General features: G+C 73.7%; 15 protein-coding genes. 8 read left to right on the top strand and 7 right to left on the bottom strand.

What is annotated here, in order from left to right; genetic code table 11:
* Nucleotides 1-28 precede the first annotated feature (28 nt).
* The 3 genes from dnaE to ACFW1A_RS15180 form a co-directional block, all read right to left on the bottom strand.
* Nucleotides 29-3,577, bottom strand: a complete 3,549-nt coding sequence (gene dnaE / locus ACFW1A_RS15190; protein ID WP_380409045.1) for a DNA polymerase III subunit alpha — start codon at nt 3,575-3,577, stop codon at nt 29-31.
* Nucleotides 3,578-3,855: 278 nt separating this feature from the next.
* Complete coding sequence (locus ACFW1A_RS15185) at nt 3,856-4,209, bottom strand: hypothetical protein (RefSeq protein WP_380409042.1); 354 nt, start codon at nt 4,207-4,209, stop codon at nt 3,856-3,858.
* Nucleotides 4,210-4,294: 85 nt separating this feature from the next.
* Nucleotides 4,295-4,657, bottom strand: a complete 363-nt coding sequence (locus ACFW1A_RS15180) for a hypothetical protein (RefSeq protein WP_380409039.1) — start codon at nt 4,655-4,657, stop codon at nt 4,295-4,297.
* A 277-nt stretch (nt 4,658-4,934) separates the two neighbouring features.
* On the opposite strand from ACFW1A_RS15180, the gene ACFW1A_RS15175 reads away from it, so the two are divergent.
* Nucleotides 4,935-5,258 (top strand): hypothetical protein, encoded by a 324-nt coding sequence (locus ACFW1A_RS15175; protein WP_380409037.1) that lies wholly within the window; start codon nt 4,935-4,937, stop codon nt 5,256-5,258.
* 69 nt (nt 5,259-5,327) lie between these two features.
* On the opposite strand, the gene ACFW1A_RS15170 is transcribed toward ACFW1A_RS15175, so the two are convergent.
* Entirely contained in the window at nt 5,328-6,074 is a 747-nt protein-coding gene (locus ACFW1A_RS15170; protein WP_380409035.1) for an RDD family protein, read from the bottom strand.
* A gap of 87 nt (nt 6,075-6,161) precedes the next feature.
* Nucleotides 6,162-7,058, bottom strand: a complete 897-nt coding sequence (locus ACFW1A_RS15165; RefSeq protein WP_380409033.1) for a LysR substrate-binding domain-containing protein — start codon at nt 7,056-7,058, stop codon at nt 6,162-6,164.
* Nucleotides 7,059-7,129: 71 nt separating this feature from the next.
* Between ACFW1A_RS15165 and ACFW1A_RS15160 the strand changes: the two genes are divergently transcribed.
* The 6 genes from ACFW1A_RS15160 (at nt 7,130) to ACFW1A_RS15135 (ending at nt 13,233) form a co-directional block, all read left to right on the top strand.
* The gene (locus tag ACFW1A_RS15160) at nt 7,130-8,020 is read left to right on the top strand and encodes a dihydrodipicolinate synthase family protein (protein ID WP_380409031.1); all 891 of its coding nucleotides are present in this window, start codon (nt 7,130-7,132) and stop codon (nt 8,018-8,020) included.
* Nucleotides 8,021-8,117: 97 nt separating this feature from the next.
* The gene (locus tag ACFW1A_RS15155) at nt 8,118-9,146 is read left to right on the top strand and encodes an aspartate-semialdehyde dehydrogenase (protein ID WP_380409029.1); all 1,029 of its coding nucleotides are present in this window, start codon (nt 8,118-8,120) and stop codon (nt 9,144-9,146) included.
* Nucleotides 9,147-9,387: 241 nt separating this feature from the next.
* Nucleotides 9,388-10,581, top strand: a complete 1,194-nt coding sequence (locus ACFW1A_RS15150; RefSeq protein WP_380409027.1) for an NYN domain-containing protein — start codon at nt 9,388-9,390, stop codon at nt 10,579-10,581.
* A 75-nt stretch (nt 10,582-10,656) separates the two neighbouring features.
* Nucleotides 10,657-11,610 carry an ABC transporter ATP-binding protein gene (locus tag ACFW1A_RS15145; protein ID WP_380409025.1) on the top strand — a complete coding sequence of 318 codons (954 nt, stop codon included), beginning with the start codon at nt 10,657-10,659 and terminating at the stop codon, nt 11,608-11,610.
* The gene (locus ACFW1A_RS15140; protein ID WP_380409023.1) at nt 11,607-12,422 is read left to right on the top strand and encodes an ABC transporter permease; all 816 of its coding nucleotides are present in this window, start codon (nt 11,607-11,609) and stop codon (nt 12,420-12,422) included. The genes ACFW1A_RS15145 and ACFW1A_RS15140 overlap by 4 nt, the downstream gene beginning before the upstream one ends.
* Nucleotides 12,423-12,465: 43 nt before the next feature.
* Nucleotides 12,466-13,233, top strand: a complete 768-nt coding sequence (locus ACFW1A_RS15135) for a hypothetical protein (RefSeq protein WP_380409021.1) — start codon at nt 12,466-12,468, stop codon at nt 13,231-13,233.
* Here ACFW1A_RS15135 and ybaK read toward each other — a convergent pair.
* A complete protein-coding gene (gene ybaK / locus ACFW1A_RS15130; protein WP_380409019.1) occupies nt 13,186-13,683 on the bottom strand; it encodes a Cys-tRNA(Pro) deacylase in 498 nt (165 codons plus the stop codon). The two genes, ACFW1A_RS15135 and ybaK, sit on opposite strands and share 48 nt — an antisense overlap.
* Nucleotides 13,684-13,728: 45 nt before the next feature.
* A complete protein-coding gene (locus ACFW1A_RS15125; RefSeq protein ID WP_380409017.1) occupies nt 13,729-14,457 on the bottom strand; it encodes an LON peptidase substrate-binding domain-containing protein in 729 nt (242 codons plus the stop codon).
* A 133-nt stretch (nt 14,458-14,590) separates the two neighbouring features.
* On the opposite strand from ACFW1A_RS15125, the gene ACFW1A_RS15120 reads away from it, so the two are divergent.
* A complete protein-coding gene (locus tag ACFW1A_RS15120) occupies nt 14,591-15,481 on the top strand; it encodes a sigma-70 family RNA polymerase sigma factor (protein ID WP_380409015.1) in 891 nt (296 codons plus the stop codon).
* The last annotated feature ends 27 nt before the right edge of the window (nt 15,482-15,508 follow it).

The following is a 15,508-nucleotide window of genomic DNA, read 5'->3' as shown; positions in this document are numbered from 1 at the left end:
GGCCCCGGCAGGACCGCCCCAGGACGTGTCACGCGCTCCAGGCCGAGGGCCCGAGCAGCGTCTTCACCTCGCTGGCGAAGGCGGTGTCGGGGTTCACCAGGAAGCCCAACTCGTAGAGCACGTCCTTCTGCCGACTGGTGGTCAGCAGCCGCACCGGGACGTCGCCCGGGTGCGCCTGCAGGGTGGCCTTGAGCTCGCGGACCACGTGCGCGTTGATCTTCGGGTAGGGCACGGTGATCTGGACCGGCGGCTTGCCGCCGTGCTCCGCCGCGGAGATGTCCAGGGTGGTCAGCTCCTGGCCGAAGATGGAGAGCGCGCCGTCGCGCTCGTTGAGCCGGCCGCGGACCGAGACCACGTTGTCCTCGACCATCTGGTCGGCCATCAGGTTGTAGGTGGCCGGGAAGAAGAGCACCTCGACCGAGCCGTCGCGGTCGGCGATGGTGATGATCGCCCAGGCGTTGCCCGCCTTGTTGATCCGCCGGTCCACGGCGGTGATCAGGCCGGAGAGCCGCACCTCGCCCTCGGTCCGCCCCGAGCCCATCAGTTCGGCGATGGAGACGTCCCGGTTGCGGGCCAGGATGTGCTCGGCGCCGTCCAGCGGGTGGCTGGAGACGTACAGGCCGAGCATCTCGCGCTCCAGGCTGAGCAGCTGCTTGCGCGGCCACTCGCGGTCGCTGAGCTCGAAGTCCAGGCCGATGGTGGGGGTGTCGCCGCCGGTGTCCAGCGCGCCGAACAGGTCGTCCTGGCCGATCGCCTGCTGCTTCTTGACCCCGGTGACGGCGTCGATCGCGTTCTCGTGCACCGCGACCAGGGACTGGCGGGTGTGGTTGAGCGAGTCGAAGGCGCCGGCCTTGATCAGCGAGTCGACGGTGCGCTTGTTGCAGGCGACCAGCTCGACCTTGTCCAGGAAGTCCGCGAAGGAGGTGTACTTCCCCTTCTCCTTGCGGGTCTTGATCAGCGACTCGATCACCGGGACGCCGACGTTGCGCACCGCCTTGAGGCCGAACCGCACGTCGGAGCCGACGGCGGTGAAGTCGACCACCGACTCGTTGACGTCCGGGGAGAGGATCTTGATGCCCATCGCCCGGCACTCGGCCAGGTAGACGGCCATCTTGTCCTTGTCGTCCGCGACCGAGGTGAGCAGGGCGGCCATGTACTCGGCGGGGTAGTTCGCCTTGAGGTAGGCGGTCTGGTACGAGACCAGGCCGTAGGCGGCCGAGTGCGACTTGTTGAACGCGTAGCCGGCGAACGGCACCAGGACGTCCCACACCGCCTGGATCGCCTGGTCCGAGTAGCCGCGCTCCTTGCAGCCCGCGTGGAAGGGGACGAACTCCTTCTCCAGAACCTCCTTCTTCTTCTTGCCCATGGCGCGGCGGAGCAGGTCGGCCTGTCCCAGGCTGTAGCCGGCCAGCACCTGGGCGGCGCGCTGCACCTGCTCCTGGTAGACGATCAGGCCGTAGGTGGGGCCGAGGACCTCCTTGAGCGGCTCCTCCAGCTCCGGGTGGATCGGCACGATCTCCTGCTGGGCGTTCTTGCGCAGCGCGTAGTTGGTGTGCGAGTTCATGCCCATCGGGCCCGGGCGGTACAGCGCCGAGACGGCGGAGATGTCGGCGAACTCGGTCGGCTTCATCAGCTTGAGGAGCGCGCGCATGGGCCCGCCGTCGAGCTGGAACACGCCGAGCGTGTCGCCGCGGGCCAGCAGCTGGTAGGTCGTCGGGTCGTCGATCGGGATGTTCTCGATGTCGACCTCGGTACCGCGGTTGGCCTTCACGATCTTGATGCAGTGGTCGATGATGCCCAGGTTCCGCAGACCCAGGAAGTCCATCTTGATCAGGCCCATGGATTCGCACGACGGGTAGTCGAATCCGGTGATGATCACGCCGTCCTTGTCCCGCTTGTGCAGCGGGATCAGCTCCAGCAGCGGGGTGGAGGACAGGATGACCGCCGCCGCGTGCACGCCGGTGCCGCGGATCAGGCCCTCGATGCCGATGCCGGTGTCGATGATCTTCTTGACGTCCGGCTCGTTGGCGTACATGGTGCGGATCTCGGTGCCCTCGTTGTAGCGAGGGTGCTTCTCGTTGAAGAGGTCCGTGAGCGGGACGCCCTTGCCCATCACGTCCGGCGGCATCGCCTTGGTGATCCGGTCGCCCATCGAGAACGGGTAGCCGAGGATCCGGTTGGCGTCCTTGACGGCGGCCTTGGCCTTGATGGTGCCGAAGGTGTTCACCTGCGCGGTGTACGCCTCGCCGTACTTGTCGGTGACGTAGCGCACCATCTGGTCGCGCTGGCGGTCGTCGAAGTCGATGTCGACGTCCGGGGGGTTGATGCGCTCGGGGTTCAGGAAGCGCTCGAAGAGGAGGTCGTGCTCCAGCGGGTCCAGCTGGGTGATCCCGGTGAGGTAGGAGACCATCGAGCCGGCCGCCGAGCCGCGGCCGGGGCCGACCGGGATGCCGTTGTCCCTGCCGTACTGGCAGATGTCGGCGACCACGAGGAAGTAGGAGTCGAACCCCATCGGGGTGATGACGCCCATCTCCAGCTCGATCCGGTCCAGCACCTCCTGGCTCGGGTTGTCGCCGTAGCGCTTCTGCAGACCGATCTCGATCTTCTTGCGCAGGTAGGAGGCCTGGGTCTCGCCCTCGGGGACGTCGAACTGCGGCATCCGGTCGACGTAGTCGAAGACCTCCTTGTACGACCCGATCCGCTCGCCGATGGCCAGCGTGTTGTCGCAGGCCGACGGGAGCTCGCTGAAGAGCTCGCGCATCTCCTCGGCGGTCTTCACGTAGTAGCCGGTGCCCTGGAACTTGAACCGGTTCGGGTCGTCCTTGTTCTTGCCCACGCCGACGCAGAGCAGGCTGTCGTGGGCGTCCGCCTGGTCGGCGGTCACGTAGTGCGAGTCGTTGGTGGCCAGCAGCGGGATGTTCAGCTCCTTGGCCAGCCGCAGCAGGTCCAGGCGGACGTCGCGCTCGATGTCGAGCCCGTGGTCCATCAGCTCCAGGAAGTAGTTCTCCTTGCCGAAGATGTCCTGGTAGGCCGAGGCCGCCTTGACCGCTTCCTCGTACTGCCCGAGCCGCAGCCGGGTCTGTACCTCGCCCGACGGGCAGCCGGTGGTCGCGATGATGCCGGTGGCGTTGGCGGCGATCAGCTCGCGGTCCATCCGGGGCTTCATGTAGTAGCCCTCCATCGACGCGAGCGAGGAGAGCTTGAAGAGGTTGCGCAGGCCGGTCGCGTTCTCCGCCCACATGGTCATGTGGGTGTAGCGGCCGCCGCCGGAGACGTCCTTGCCGCCCTCGCCGTCCGAACTCGCCGGCCGCTGGCCGCCCGGCGACCAGAACACCGGCTTCTTGTCGAACCGCGACCCCGGCGCCACGTACGCCTCGATGCCGATGATCGGCTTGACCGCGCTGTCCTTCGCCTTCTGGAAGAACTCGTACGCCCCGAACATGTTCCCGTGGTCGCTCATCGCGATCGCGGGCATCCCCTGCCGCTCCGCCTCCGCCACCAGCTTGCCGTTCTTGGCCGCCCCGTCGAGCATCGAGTACTCGGTGTGGACATGCAGGTGAACGAAGCTGTCGGCCACGGGGGCAGGCTCCTCGGAGTCGGTCTGCGGGCGGGGAAGGTATCCCACCCTAGCGCGCTCGCCACCGTGATCGATCCCCGCCACTCCTGCCTTCCCGCCCCACCCGCGCCCGCCCCGTGACGGCCCCGACCACCCCCTCCGCGGGTCCCCGCGAGGGTCCCCACGGCCACCTGCGCGAAGGCGGCGCGGGGTGCGCGTGGTGGGGTGCGCCCGGGGGGTGAGGACGCGGCCGCGCTCCGGTCGGGGGTGACCGGAGCGCGGTGGGGGGTGGGGCGGGGTTACTGGGAGATGTCGGTGCAGGAGGCACTGCCCTGGGCGGTGCCGGTGTTGCCGTAGTGGTCGGTCACGGTGACGCTGACGATCACCAGGTCGTCGACGTTGCAGCGGCCGAGGATGCCGGCGGTGCCGGCGCCCGAGGTGATCCATGCGTTGTAGACCGGGGTCCAGGTGTAGCTGTAGCCGGCGCCGCCGACCGGGACGGCGCTGCAGTCGAAGAGGCCGCGGCCCTCGCCGGAGCACTGGACGCCGACCGGGAGGGTGCCGGTCGCGTGGGCCGGGGCGGCCAGGCCGAGGGCGGCGAGGGTGAGGAGCGGGGCCGCGAGCAGGGTGCGGCGGCGGGCGGAGCTGGTCATGGTGCCTCCCGAGGACGGAACCGTGGGTGGGTGGGGCGGTCGGGACCTGGGGGGCGGCCGGGGCACGGCCGCCGGGAGGCGCGGGTTACTGGGGGATCTGGCGGCAGAAGTCCGAGCCCTGGGCGGTGCCGGTGTTGCCCGCGCTGTCGGTCACGGTGACGCTGACCCGGAAGACCGTGTTGAGGCGGCAGCCGCCGAAGACGCCGGAGGTGCCGGCGCCCGAGGTGATCCAGGCGTTCTGCAGCGGGGTCCAGCTGTAGCTCACGCCGGCCGGTGCGTAGGCGTCGCAGTCGAAGACGCTGTTGCCGTCGCCGAAGCACTGGACGCTGACCGGGAGGGTGCCGGCCGCGTGGGCCGGGGCGGCGAGGCCGAGGCTCCCGAGCAGCAGCACCGGGGCCGCGAGCAGCACCCGGCGGTGGGCAGCGGGCTTGCGGGTGGACCTGGTCATCGTTGCCTCCTGAGGGCGGAGCCGTGGTGGACGGGCGAAGCGGTACGACTGTGCCGGGCCCGGTCGGTGGGGGCAATGAGCTGGCAGATTAACTGAGCTTAAGTACGTCGATCGATGTACTCATTTCAGCTAATGGCGAGGCGCCGGAGCGGCACTCCTTGATGTTGAACACGTTCAAAAGTTCTGCCAGGATGCTCGCAGGCGATCCGGTGCGGATCGCGGGCGGTGCGCCGCACGGTGCGCCGTCCTGTGTTCCGTCGGTCCCGGGGAGTACGACGTGATCCTCTTCCTGCCCTTGCTGCTGGCCTTCGTCCTGGTCTGCACGACGGTCGCCGCGCTGGCCGCCGCCGTGCCGGCGGCGCTGCTCGGCTGGTTGACGGCGGTGCTGTCCGGCCGGTTGGCGGAGCGGGTGCGGCTGGTGCTCGTCGGCGCGGTGGCGGTGGGGGCGACGGCGGCGGTCGCGGTCCTACTGGGGGGCTCGCAGCCAGGGCTCGCGGTGGCCGCGGCGGGGGTGGTCGGCAGTGCCGCCGAGGTCGCCGGCGTGCTGGCGGTCCGGCGCTCCGCCCCCCGGCCGGCGTGGCTGGGCCCGGCGCTGCGCTGACCCGCCGGACGACAGAACGGCCCCCGACGCCCGTGCTGGGCGTCGGGGGCCGGGGCGGCCGGTGGGGGCTCAGGACTCCTTGACCACCACGGTCTTGCCGGCCTTGTCGTGGAAGCACTGCTGCAGCGGCTTGTCCCACAGCAGCGAGAGCACGTTGACCAGCGAGAAGAGCGAGCCGATGCAGTAGACGGCCGACGGCAGGCCGTAGACCGCGGAGCGGGCCCAGAGCTCGTTGTCGGTGGGGCGCTCACCGGTGGCGGCGGAGACCACGCGGAGCTTCATCGCCTTCTTGCCGACGGTCTGCTGGTTCTGGGTCAGCATCATCAGGGCCTCGTAGCCGAAGACCACGAGGGCGGAGAAGATGCTGGTGATGAAGGTGTTGAGGGCGCTCGCCACCACGAACTCGATGATGATCACCGGGATGATCAGCACGGCCCAGTCGATCAGGCGGGCCAGGAAGCGGTCGCCGGCGGTGGCCAGGGCGCGCTGCGGGCCGTACGGGTTCGGGGTCAGCAGCCAGTGCGGCAGGCCGCCCATCGGGGGCTGCTGGCCGAAGCCCGGCTGGGGCTGCTGCGGGTAGCCGTAGGGGGCCTGCGGCTGCTGCGGCTGCTGCGGGTAGCCGTACTGGGGCGGCTGCTGGCCGTACGGGGCCTGCGGCGGCTGCTGACCGTACCCGGGCTGCTGCGGCTGGCCGTAGCCGGGCGGCGGCGGGTCGTACGGGCCCTGGGGCGCACCCCCGCCGTAGGGGGGCTGCTGCTGGCCGTAGGGGTTGTTCGGATCCGACGGGTAGCCGTACCCAGGCTGGTTAGTGCTCATCAATCCCGCTCATCTGGTGGTGAATCTGCTCGACTGTGCCATCCGACGTTCTATCGGGACGGACCGTCAGCCCGATACCCCGGGGTGTCAACTGTTACCTGAACAGCACAGATCGGGCGGCAGCGCGGCTCGTACGGCCGCGGTGAACGCCCGGATCCCGGGGTGCCCGGCGGAGCCGGCCCGGTAGGCCACCGCGGTCCGCCGGCGCATCGCCAGCCGGTCCAGCCGGACCCCGGGCGGCGGTGCCAGGACCGCCAGTTGGGGCACCAACGCGACCCCCTGGCCGGCCGCCACCAGGGCCAGCACGGTGTCGAAGTCGTCCGCCCGGTGCCGGATCCGCGGCGTGAACCCGGCCGCCCGGCAGGCGCCGATCGCGGCCGCGTGGCAGAGCGTGCCGTGGTTGGCCACGATCCACGGGGAGTCGCGGTGGCCGGCCAGCCCGTCGGGTGCGCCGGTCGACGAGGCCAGGAACATCGGCTCGGTGAACAGGGGTGCGCCGGCGGTGCCCGGCTCGGCGTCGGCCGGTGCGAAGTCGTAGTCGTGCACCAGGGCCGCGTCCAACTCGCCGGAGCGCAGCAGGTCGGCCACCCCGGCCGGGTCGATCTCGCTGACCATCGGCTCCAGGTCGGGGCAGTCCCGGGCCAGCGCCGCCAGCGCGGGCGGGATCACCACCCGTGCCGCGGACGGGAAGGTGCCGATCCGCAGCGGACCGGCCGGCCCGCCGCGCGCCTCGGCCAGCTCGGCGCCGGCCAGCTCCAGCCGGGCCAGCACCGCCTCGGCGTGCCCGACCAGCCGCAGCGCGGCCGGCGTGAGCGCGACCCGCCGGCCGGTGCGCTCCAGCAGCGCGACACCGGCCTCCCGTTCGAGCGCGGTGAGCTGCTGGGAGACGGCCGACGGGGTGAAGGCGAGGGCCTCGGCGACGGCGGCGATGGTGCCGCGGTGGGCGAGTTCGCGCAGCAGGCGCAGGCGACGGACATCGAGCATCAGGTCAGCTTACGGATTGCCTCAGAAAAGCGAACTGGACCTGACGAGTGCGGCCGGGGGAGGGTCGGCCCATGGACGCGACGACTGAGCTGCGCGGGATCCACGTCCCGCTGGTCACCCCCTTCGACGAGCACGGCGAGCTGGCCGGCGACACCCTGGCCGCGCTGGCCCACGAGGCGCTGGACCAGGGCGCGGCGGGCCTGGTCGCGCTCGGGACCACCGCCGAGCCGAGCGCGCTGGAGCCGGCCGAACGGGCCGAGGTGGTCCGGATCTGCGCCCGGGTCTGCCGGGAGCGCGGGGCCCGGCTGACGGTCGGGGTGGACGGCGGCTCCACCCGCGCGGTGCTGGCCGAGCTCGCCGAGCTGGGCCGGGTGCCCGGGGTGGCGGGCGCGATGACGCTGGTGCCGCCGTTCGTGCGGGCCGGGGCCGACGGGGTGCTGGCGCACTTCCGGGAGCTGGCGGCGGCGAGCCCGGTGCCGCTGGTCGTCTACCACATCCCGTACCGCACCGGGCAGGAGCTGGACGCCGCGACGCTGCTGCGCCTCGCCGAGCTGCCCGGGATCGCGGGGGTGAAGTACGCGACCGGGCGGCTGGACGGCGAGACGGTCGCGCTGCTCGCGGCGGCCCCGCCCGGGTTCGCCGTGCTGGCGGCGGACGACGCGCTGCTGTCGCCGCTGCTGGCGCTGGGCGCGACCGGCGGGATCATGGCCTCGGCCCACCTGGCCACCGCGCGCTTCGTGGAGCTGGTCGAGCTGTGGCGGGCCGGGGAGGCGGTGCGGGCGCGGGAGCTGGGGCACCGGCTGGCCGAGCTGTCGGCGGCCTGCTTCGCGGCGCCGAATCCGGCGGTGGTGAAGGGCGTACTGCACGCGCAGGGACGGATCCCGACCCCCGCGGTCCGGCTGCCGCTGCTGCCGGCCGACGCGGCGGCGGTGGCGCGGGCGACCGCCCTGGCCGCCCGGTGAGCCCGTCCCAGCCGACTGTCCACCAGATGAATACCCCTGCGGCGGCGGACCGGCGAGCAGGCAAGATGGGTCAGAGCAGGTTGACCGAGGAGGAAGCATGAAGATCGGCATCGTGGGCGCCACCGGACAGGTGGGCCACGTCGTCCGGGAGATCCTGGCGCAGCGCGCCTTCCCGGTGGAGCAGCTGCGGCTGTTCGCCTCGGCGCGCTCGGCCGGCAAGACGCTGCCCTGGCAGGGCGGCGAGGTCACCGTGGAGGACGCGAGCACGGCCGACTTCACCGGCCTGGACATCGTGATCTTCTCGGCCGGCGGGGCCACGTCCAAGGCCCTGGCCCCCAAGGTCGCCGCCGCCGGCGCCGTGGTGATCGACAACTCCTCCGCCTGGCGCCGCGACCCCGAGGTCCCGCTGGTGGTGGCCGAGGTCAACCCGCACGCGATCGCCGACCGCCCCAAGGGCATCATCGCCAACCCGAACTGCACCACCATGGCCGCCATGCCGGTGCTGCGCCCGCTGCACGCCGAGGCCGGCCTGACCGCGCTGGTGGTCGCCACCTACCAGGCGGTCTCCGGCAGCGGTGTCGCCGGTGTGGCCGAGCTGCACGAGCAGACCACCGAGGTGGTGGCCGGCGCGGCCGCGCTCGCCCTGGACGGCGCCGCGGTGGCCTTCCCCGAGCCCAAGGTCTACCAGCGCCCGATCGCGTTCAACGTGGTCCCGCTGGCCGGCTCGCTGGTGGACGACGGTCTCAACGAGACCGACGAGGAGCAGAAGCTCCGCTTCGAGAGCCGCAAGATCCTGGAGATCCCGGAGCTCAAGGTGGCCGGCACCTGCGTGCGGGTCCCGGTCTTCACCGGCCACTCGCTCCAGGTGCACGCCCGGTTCGCCCACCCGATCAGCCCCGAGCGCGCGGTCGAGCTGCTGGACGGGGCGCCGGGCGTCGAGCTCAGCGACATCCCGACCCCGCTGCAGGCGGCCGGCCAGGACCCGAGCTACGTGGGCCGGATCCGCCGGGACGAGACCGTCGAGCACGGCCTGTCGCTCTTCATCTCCAACGACAACCTGCGCAAGGGCGCCGCGCTGAACACCGTTCAGCTGGCCGAGCTGGTCGCCGCCGAGCTCCGCGGCTGAGCTCCGGGCCGCACCCGCAGCACCCGTGACGGGGTGTCCGCTCCCACCGGGCGGGCACCCCGTCCGCGTTCCGCGGCCCCGGCAGCACCCGCGCAGCCGGGTGATTCGCAGGGCCTTCGGAGGGTAAAGGGAACCGCAACACTCCGACCGGGTCCCCACGGGCAGCCCGCTCGGGCAGACTGCTCCTCAGGCGGCGTCAGCAGCACGGACCAAGGGGGCCGACCGGGAGAAAGGTGCGGATGTGGACCGCTGTGTTGTCCTCGTGGACGCCGGGTACCTGCTGGGCGCCTCCGCCAGCCTGCTGGCCGGGGAGCCGTCCCGGTCGCGGGTGACGGTGGACCACACCGCGCTGATCGCCTCGCTGCGCGAGCGGGCCGAGGAGGAGACCGGCCTGCCGCTGCTCCGCATCTACTGGTTCGACGCGGCCCCCGAGCGCCGCCCGCTGCCCGAGCACCGCCGCCTGCGGGTGCTGCCGCGGGTCACCGTGCGGCTCGGCGCGCTCACCCGGGCCGAGGGCCGCTGGGTGCAGAAGGGCGTGGACGCCGCGATGCACGCCGAGCTCTCCGAACTGGCCCGCAACCGGGCCTGCGCCGACGTGGTGCTGGTCACCGGCGACGGCGACCTGCTGCCCGGGATGATGTCGGCCAAGGAGCACGGGGTGGCCGTGCACCTGTGGGCGCTGCAGGCCGCCGACGGCGACTTCAACCAGTCCGAGGACCTGGTCGGCGAGGCCGACGAGCGCCGGGTGCTGGACCGCGAGTGGATCACCCGCTCGGTCCGGCTGCGCGAACCCGCGGTGACCTTCCCGCCGGCCGGCCCGCCGCCCGAGATCGCCAAGATCCTGGCCGCGCCGCCGGCCGCCCGCCCCGCCGTCGCCCAGGCCCCCGAACCGCCGACCGAGCCGCAGCTGCCGGCGACCGCGCTCAAGGTGGTGCCCACCCCCAAGGACCTGGCCGGGCGGGCCGCCGCCGCGCACGCCGCGCACCCGCAGCCGCCGGCCGCGGCGGGCAGCGGCCCGGTGCTGCGCTGGTCCTCCGACCGCGGCTACGTGGACCGCCCGCCGACCGACCTGACCACCGCCGCCGACGCGCTGCCCACGCTGGCCCAGCTGACCACTGCCGAGCAGCGCTGGGCCGACCGCGAGGAGGACATCACCGCGATCGGCGGCGACCCGCACGAGGTCGGCCAGGTCTTCGCCCGGCGCTGGACCGAGCGGCTCGGCGACAAGGAGCGGCTCACCCTGCTCTGGTCCGACTACCCGCGCATCCCGCACCGGGTGGACGGCGAGCTGCTGCGCTACGCGGCCCGGTTCGGGCTGCTCGCGCACAAGGACGACCAGATCGACGAGCACGACCGGTACGCGATCCGGGCCGGGTTCTGGAAGGAGCTGGCGACCCGGGTGCCGGGCGGCGAGCTGATCGTGGTGGACGACTGATCCGCAGGTCGGCGCTGCCCGGTCCGGGTGACCCCCGGCTCCGTTTCGGCGGATCCGGCGCGTAGAGTCATCGCCGTGAGCGACGCCCCACCGCCCTGCTGCTCCGTCCGGGGCCTCACCAAGAACCACGGTGAGATCCGCGCCAACGACGGGGTCGACCTGGAGATCCGCCAGGGCGAGATCTTCGGCCTGCTCGGCCCCAACGGCGCCGGCAAGTCCACCCTGGTCCGCCAGCTCACCGGGCTGCTGCGGCCGGACGCGGGCAGCGTCGAGATCCTCGGGCACGACGTGGTCCGCCACCCCGAGCGCGCGGCCCGGCTGCTCGGCTACCTGGGGCAGGAGTCCAGCGCGCTGGACGAGCTCACGGTGGCGCTGGCCGCCGAGACCACCGGACGGCTGCGCGGCCTGTCCCGGTCCGCCGCGCGGGCCGGCACCGCCGAGGTGCTCGCCGAGCTGGGCCTGGAACCGCTGGCGGCGCGCCCGCTGGCCAAGCTCTCCGGCGGGCAGCGCCGGCTGGCCTGCTTCGCCGCCGCCCTGGTCGGCGAGCGCCCGCTGCTGGTGCTGGACGAGCCGACCACCGGCATGGACCCGGTGGCCCGGCGGGCCGTCTGGTCCGCGGTGGACCGCCGCCGGGCCGAGCGCGGCACCACCGTGCTGCTGGTCACCCACAACGTGATCGAGGCCGAGACCGTGCTGGACCGGGTCGCGGTGCTGGACCGGGGCCGGGTGATCGCCTGCGACACGCCCGGCGGGCTGAAGGCCCTGGTGGCCGGCGACGTCCGGCTCGACCTGGTCTGGCGGGCCGAGCCGCCGCTGCAGGTGGCGGCGGTGGCGGAGCTGGCCGGGCGGGCGGAGCGGACCGGGCGCCGCTGGTCGGTGCGGACCAGCCCCGAGGAGGCCAGGGAACTGGTCGCCGTGGTGACCACCGGGCCGGCCTTCGCCGCCCTGGACGACTTCACCCTCACCACCGCCAGCCTGGAGGACGCCTACCTCCGCCTGGGCGGTCGGCAGGGAGGACTGGCGAAGTGACCGTGCTCTCGCGCACCCCGCTGCCGACCGCGGCCGGCCCGGCCGCCGGGCCCGCCCCGCTCGGCCCCGCCGCCCGGCTGCTGCCGGCGCTGGCGGCCGTGTACCGGGCGCAGCTGGCCCGGGCCCGGGTGGCCCGGATCCCGCTGATGTTCGTGGCCACCTTCCAGTCGGTCGGCATCCTGGTGATGATGCGCGGCGTGGTGGACGGCGGCGACAACCCGTCCTCGCGCGCGGTGGTGGCCGGGTCCAGCGTGCTGGTGGTGGCCTTCGTGGCGCTCAACCTGCTGGCCCAGTACTTCGGGCGGCTGCGGGCCACCGGCGGGCTGGACCACTACGCGACGCTGCCGGTGCCACCGGCCTCGGTGGTGCTCGGCGCGGCCGGCGCCTACGCCTCGTTCACGGTGCCCGGGGCGCTGGTCACGGCCGGCTTCGGGGCCTGGCTCTTCGACCTGCCGCTCGCCCACCTGTGGGTGCTGCTGCTGGTGGTCCCGCCGGCCGGGGCGGCGCTGTCCGGCCTCGGCGCGGCGCTCGGGCTGCTCGCGCCCAAGCAGGAGATCGCCACCATGCTGGGCCAGCTGGGCATGTCGGCCGCGCTGCTGCTCGGCGTGCTGCCCGCCTCGCACCTGCCGCAGCCGGTCCGGGTGCTGCGCGACCTGCTGCCCTCCAGCTACGGGGTGGACGCCTTCGCGCGCAGCTTCGCGGCGGCGCCCGCCTGGTCGGCGGTGCTGCTGGACCTGGCGGTCTGTACCGTGGTGGGCCTGCTCTCGCTGACCCTGGCCACCTACGCGTACCGGCGGGCCACGACGCGGTAGCCCCGCCACCCGTTGGCCCCCGGCCGGGGCCCGGCGTGACACGATGGGGCCCGTGACCGAACCGAACACCCCTTTGGACGGCGACCTGCTCCTCACGCCGCCCCCGCCGGCCCGATCCGCCCTGTTCGAACGGCTGCCCGCCGAGCTCGGTGTGGGCGCCGTGATCGGCGTCGGCTGTGCGCTGCTCGGCCTGCTGCTGGGGGCGATGTGGTACTGGCTGGCGCCCGAGGTGCCGCTGGTGGTGCACGGGCAGTCGGTGCTCTACGTGGACCCGGAGGGCGAGCAGCGGGCCGGGGCGGACGGCACCTTCGTGCTGCTGGGGCTGGCCTTCGGACTGGTCACGGCGGCGGCCGCGTTCTTCGCCACCCGGCGGCGCGGCGGCGGGATCGCGGTGGCGGTCGGACTGGGCGCGGGCTCGGTGCTGGGGTCGTTCGTCGGTCTGTGGCTGGGCAAGGCGCTGGGGCCGACCCGCGACCTGGTGGCGCACGCCAAGGCGGTCGGGGACGGGCACACCTTCTCCGAGTCGCTGGACCTGCAGGCCCCGGGGGCGCTGTTCGCCTGGCCGATCTTCGCGATGGTGGTGCTGCTGGCGCTGACGGCGGCGTTCGGCAAGCGCGAGGAGGACCCGCCGCCGTACTGGGCGGGGGCGCAGTGGGGGCCGGCCGCGGACGCGCCGCCCGGGCAGGTCGCGCCGTACCCGACCGACGTGCCGCCGACCGACGCACCGCCGGCCGTCGACGCACCGCCGGCGGCCGAGCGGCCGTCAGCCGCGGGCGATGCCGGCGGTGACGGCGCCCGTCAGGCGCACTAGGTCGGCGGGGGCGAGCTCGACCTCCAGCCCGCGGCGGCCCGCGGAGACGTAGACCGTCGGATGGGCCAGCGCGCCGGCGTCCACCGCGGTGCGCAGCGCCTTGCGCTGCCCGAGCGGGGAGATGCCGCCGAGCACGTAGCCGCTGGACCGCTCCGCCCGGGCCGGGTCGGCCATCGCGGCCCGCTTGCCGCCGAGCGCCGCGGCGAGCGCCTTGAGGTCGAGCTGGCCGGCCACCGGGACCACCCCGACCACCAGGGCGCCGTCCAGCTCGGCGACCAGGGTCTTGAACACCCGGCGCGGATCGACCCCGAGGGCCTCGGCGGCCTCGCCGCCGTAGGAGGCGGCGCCGGGGTCGTGCCGGTACTCGTGCAGGGTGAAGGGCACTCCGGCGGCGGTCAGCGCCGCGGTGGCGGGGGTGCCGCCGGTGGCGGCGGCCTTCTTCCTGGGCATGGCTGACTCCCGGTCAGGGCGTTCGGTCGCTGCGGCCCTCGCGCCTCAGTTCGGGCTGAACGGCTGCCGGGTCAGGTCCACCGCCGGGACCGACGGGAGCCAGTTCAGCAGGGCCGTCTCGCGGCGCAGCAGTTCGAGTTCGGCGGTGAGGCGCTCGGTGGTGTCGGGGCAGGCGAGCAGCCGCTGCTTGACCGGGACCTCCAGGATCGCGGCCGCGGCCACCAGGTAGGAGAGCACCTGCGGGTCGTCCGGCAGCTCCTGCTCGCCCGCCAGGCTGGACTGCCGGGCGCCGGCCAGCCGCTTCTGGTACGCCCGGAAGGCCCGCTCCACCCCGCCGGCCAGCGCGCCCGCCCCGCTGCCGGGCTGTTCCTCGATCGGCTCGCACTGGCCCACCAGGTACGGACCGCCGGTGTCCACCGCGCGCAGCCGGAACCGGGTGGTGCCGGTCACCAGCAGTTCGTACCGCCCGTCCTGCTGCGGGGTCACCGAGGCGACGTCGGCCACGCAGCCGATGTGGTACAGCGCCTCCAGCGGGTCACCGGTCTCGGTGCCCAGCCCGTCCAGCGGGCCGGCCGGCCCGCCGCCCTCGGCCACCGGTGCGACCTCGCGCCCGTCCTTGATCGCCAGCACCCCGAACCGGCGCGGCCGGCCCTCGGGTTCGGCCAGCAGATCGGCGACCAGCCGGCGGTACCGCTCCTCGAAGACGTGCAGGGGCAGCACGAGACCGGGGTAGAGCACGGCGTTGAGCGGGAAGATGGGCAGCCGTTCTGTCACGGCGCACAGCGTAGCCGTCGCGCCCGGCGCCGGGGTTCGCGGTCCCGCACGCCGCCCGGTCGCGGGGATCCGCTAGCGTCGGTCCGTCTGCTGACCCGACCGATGACCGTGGGCCGAGGAAGGACTGAGACAGGTGGACGAGGGGGAGCTGCTCGCGCTGCGCTTCGAGGAGCACCGGCCGCAGCTGCGGGCCGTGGCGTACCGGATGCTCGGCTCGCTGGCCGAGGCCGAGGACGCGGTGCAGGAGGCGTGGCTGCGGCTGAGCCGCAGTGAGGTCACGCAGGTGCGCAGTCTCGGCGCCTGGCTGACCACCGTGGTGGGACGGATCTGCCTGAACCAGCTCCGCTCGCGCGCGACCCGGCGGGAGGACTCGCTGGAGCTGCGCCCGGCCGACCCGGTGGCCCGGCGCGAGGACGGCGGCGAGCCGGAGGAGGAGGCGCTGCTGGCGGACCAGGTGGGGCTGGCCATGCTGGTGGTGCTGGACACGCTCGCGCCGGCCGAGCGGGTCGCCTTCGTGCTGCACGACATGTTCGCGGTGCCGTTCGAGGAGATCGCGCCGATGCTGGAGCGCACGGTGCCGACGGTCCGTCAGCTGGCTAGCCGGGCCCGCCGGCGGGTGCGCGGGTCCGAGCCGCGGCCGGGGGTGGACGTGGCCCGCCGGCGCAAGGTGGTGGACGCCTACCTGGCGGCCGCCCGGGGCGGCGACTTCGAGGCGCTGCTCGCGCTGCTCGACCCCGACGTGGTGCTGCGCGCCGACCGCCGGGTGGGTCCGACGCCGGAGCCGATCCTGCTGCGCGGCGCCGAGCTGGTGGCGTACGCGGCGCTCGCCTCGGTGGAGCGGGCCAGGCGCACCGAGACCGCGCTGGTGGACGGCTCGGTGGCGCTGGTGATGGCGCCGGGCGGCCGGCTGTCGGTGGTGCTGGGCTTCACCATCGTGGCGGACCGGATCGTGGAGATCGACATCGTCGCCGAGCCCGAGCGCCTGCGGGAGCTGGTCGTGGACGTGCTGGACGCGCGGGACTGACGGGTGCCGGGCCGTCCCCGCCGGGGG

Source organism: Kitasatospora sp. NPDC058965, from assembly GCF_042741245.1.
Lineage (GTDB): Bacteria > Actinomycetota > Actinomycetes > Streptomycetales > Streptomycetaceae > Kitasatospora.
This window is presented reverse-complemented; position numbering and strand designations above follow the sequence as displayed.

Coding starts and splice junctions, on each gene's coding strand:
- ACFW1A_RS15185 (WP_380409042.1), bottom strand. CDS start 4,209: ATGACCAGCTCCGCCCGCCGCCGCACCCTGCTCGCGGCCCCGCTCCTC.
- ACFW1A_RS15180 (WP_380409039.1), bottom strand. CDS start 4,657: ATGACCAGGTCCACCCGCAAGCCCGCTGCCCACCGCCGGGTGCTGCTC.
- ACFW1A_RS15170 (WP_380409035.1), bottom strand. CDS start 6,074: ATGAGCACTAACCAGCCTGGGTACGGCTACCCGTCGGATCCGAACAAC.
- ACFW1A_RS15165 (WP_380409033.1), bottom strand. CDS start 7,058: ATGCTCGATGTCCGTCGCCTGCGCCTGCTGCGCGAACTCGCCCACCGC.
- ACFW1A_RS15160 (WP_380409031.1), top strand. CDS start 7,130: ATGGACGCGACGACTGAGCTGCGCGGGATCCACGTCCCGCTGGTCACC.
- ACFW1A_RS15155 (WP_380409029.1), top strand. CDS start 8,118: ATGAAGATCGGCATCGTGGGCGCCACCGGACAGGTGGGCCACGTCGTC.
- ACFW1A_RS15135 (WP_380409021.1), top strand. CDS start 12,466: ATGGGGCCCGTGACCGAACCGAACACCCCTTTGGACGGCGACCTGCTC.
- ybaK (WP_380409019.1), bottom strand. CDS start 13,683: ATGCCCAGGAAGAAGGCCGCCGCCACCGGCGGCACCCCCGCCACCGCG.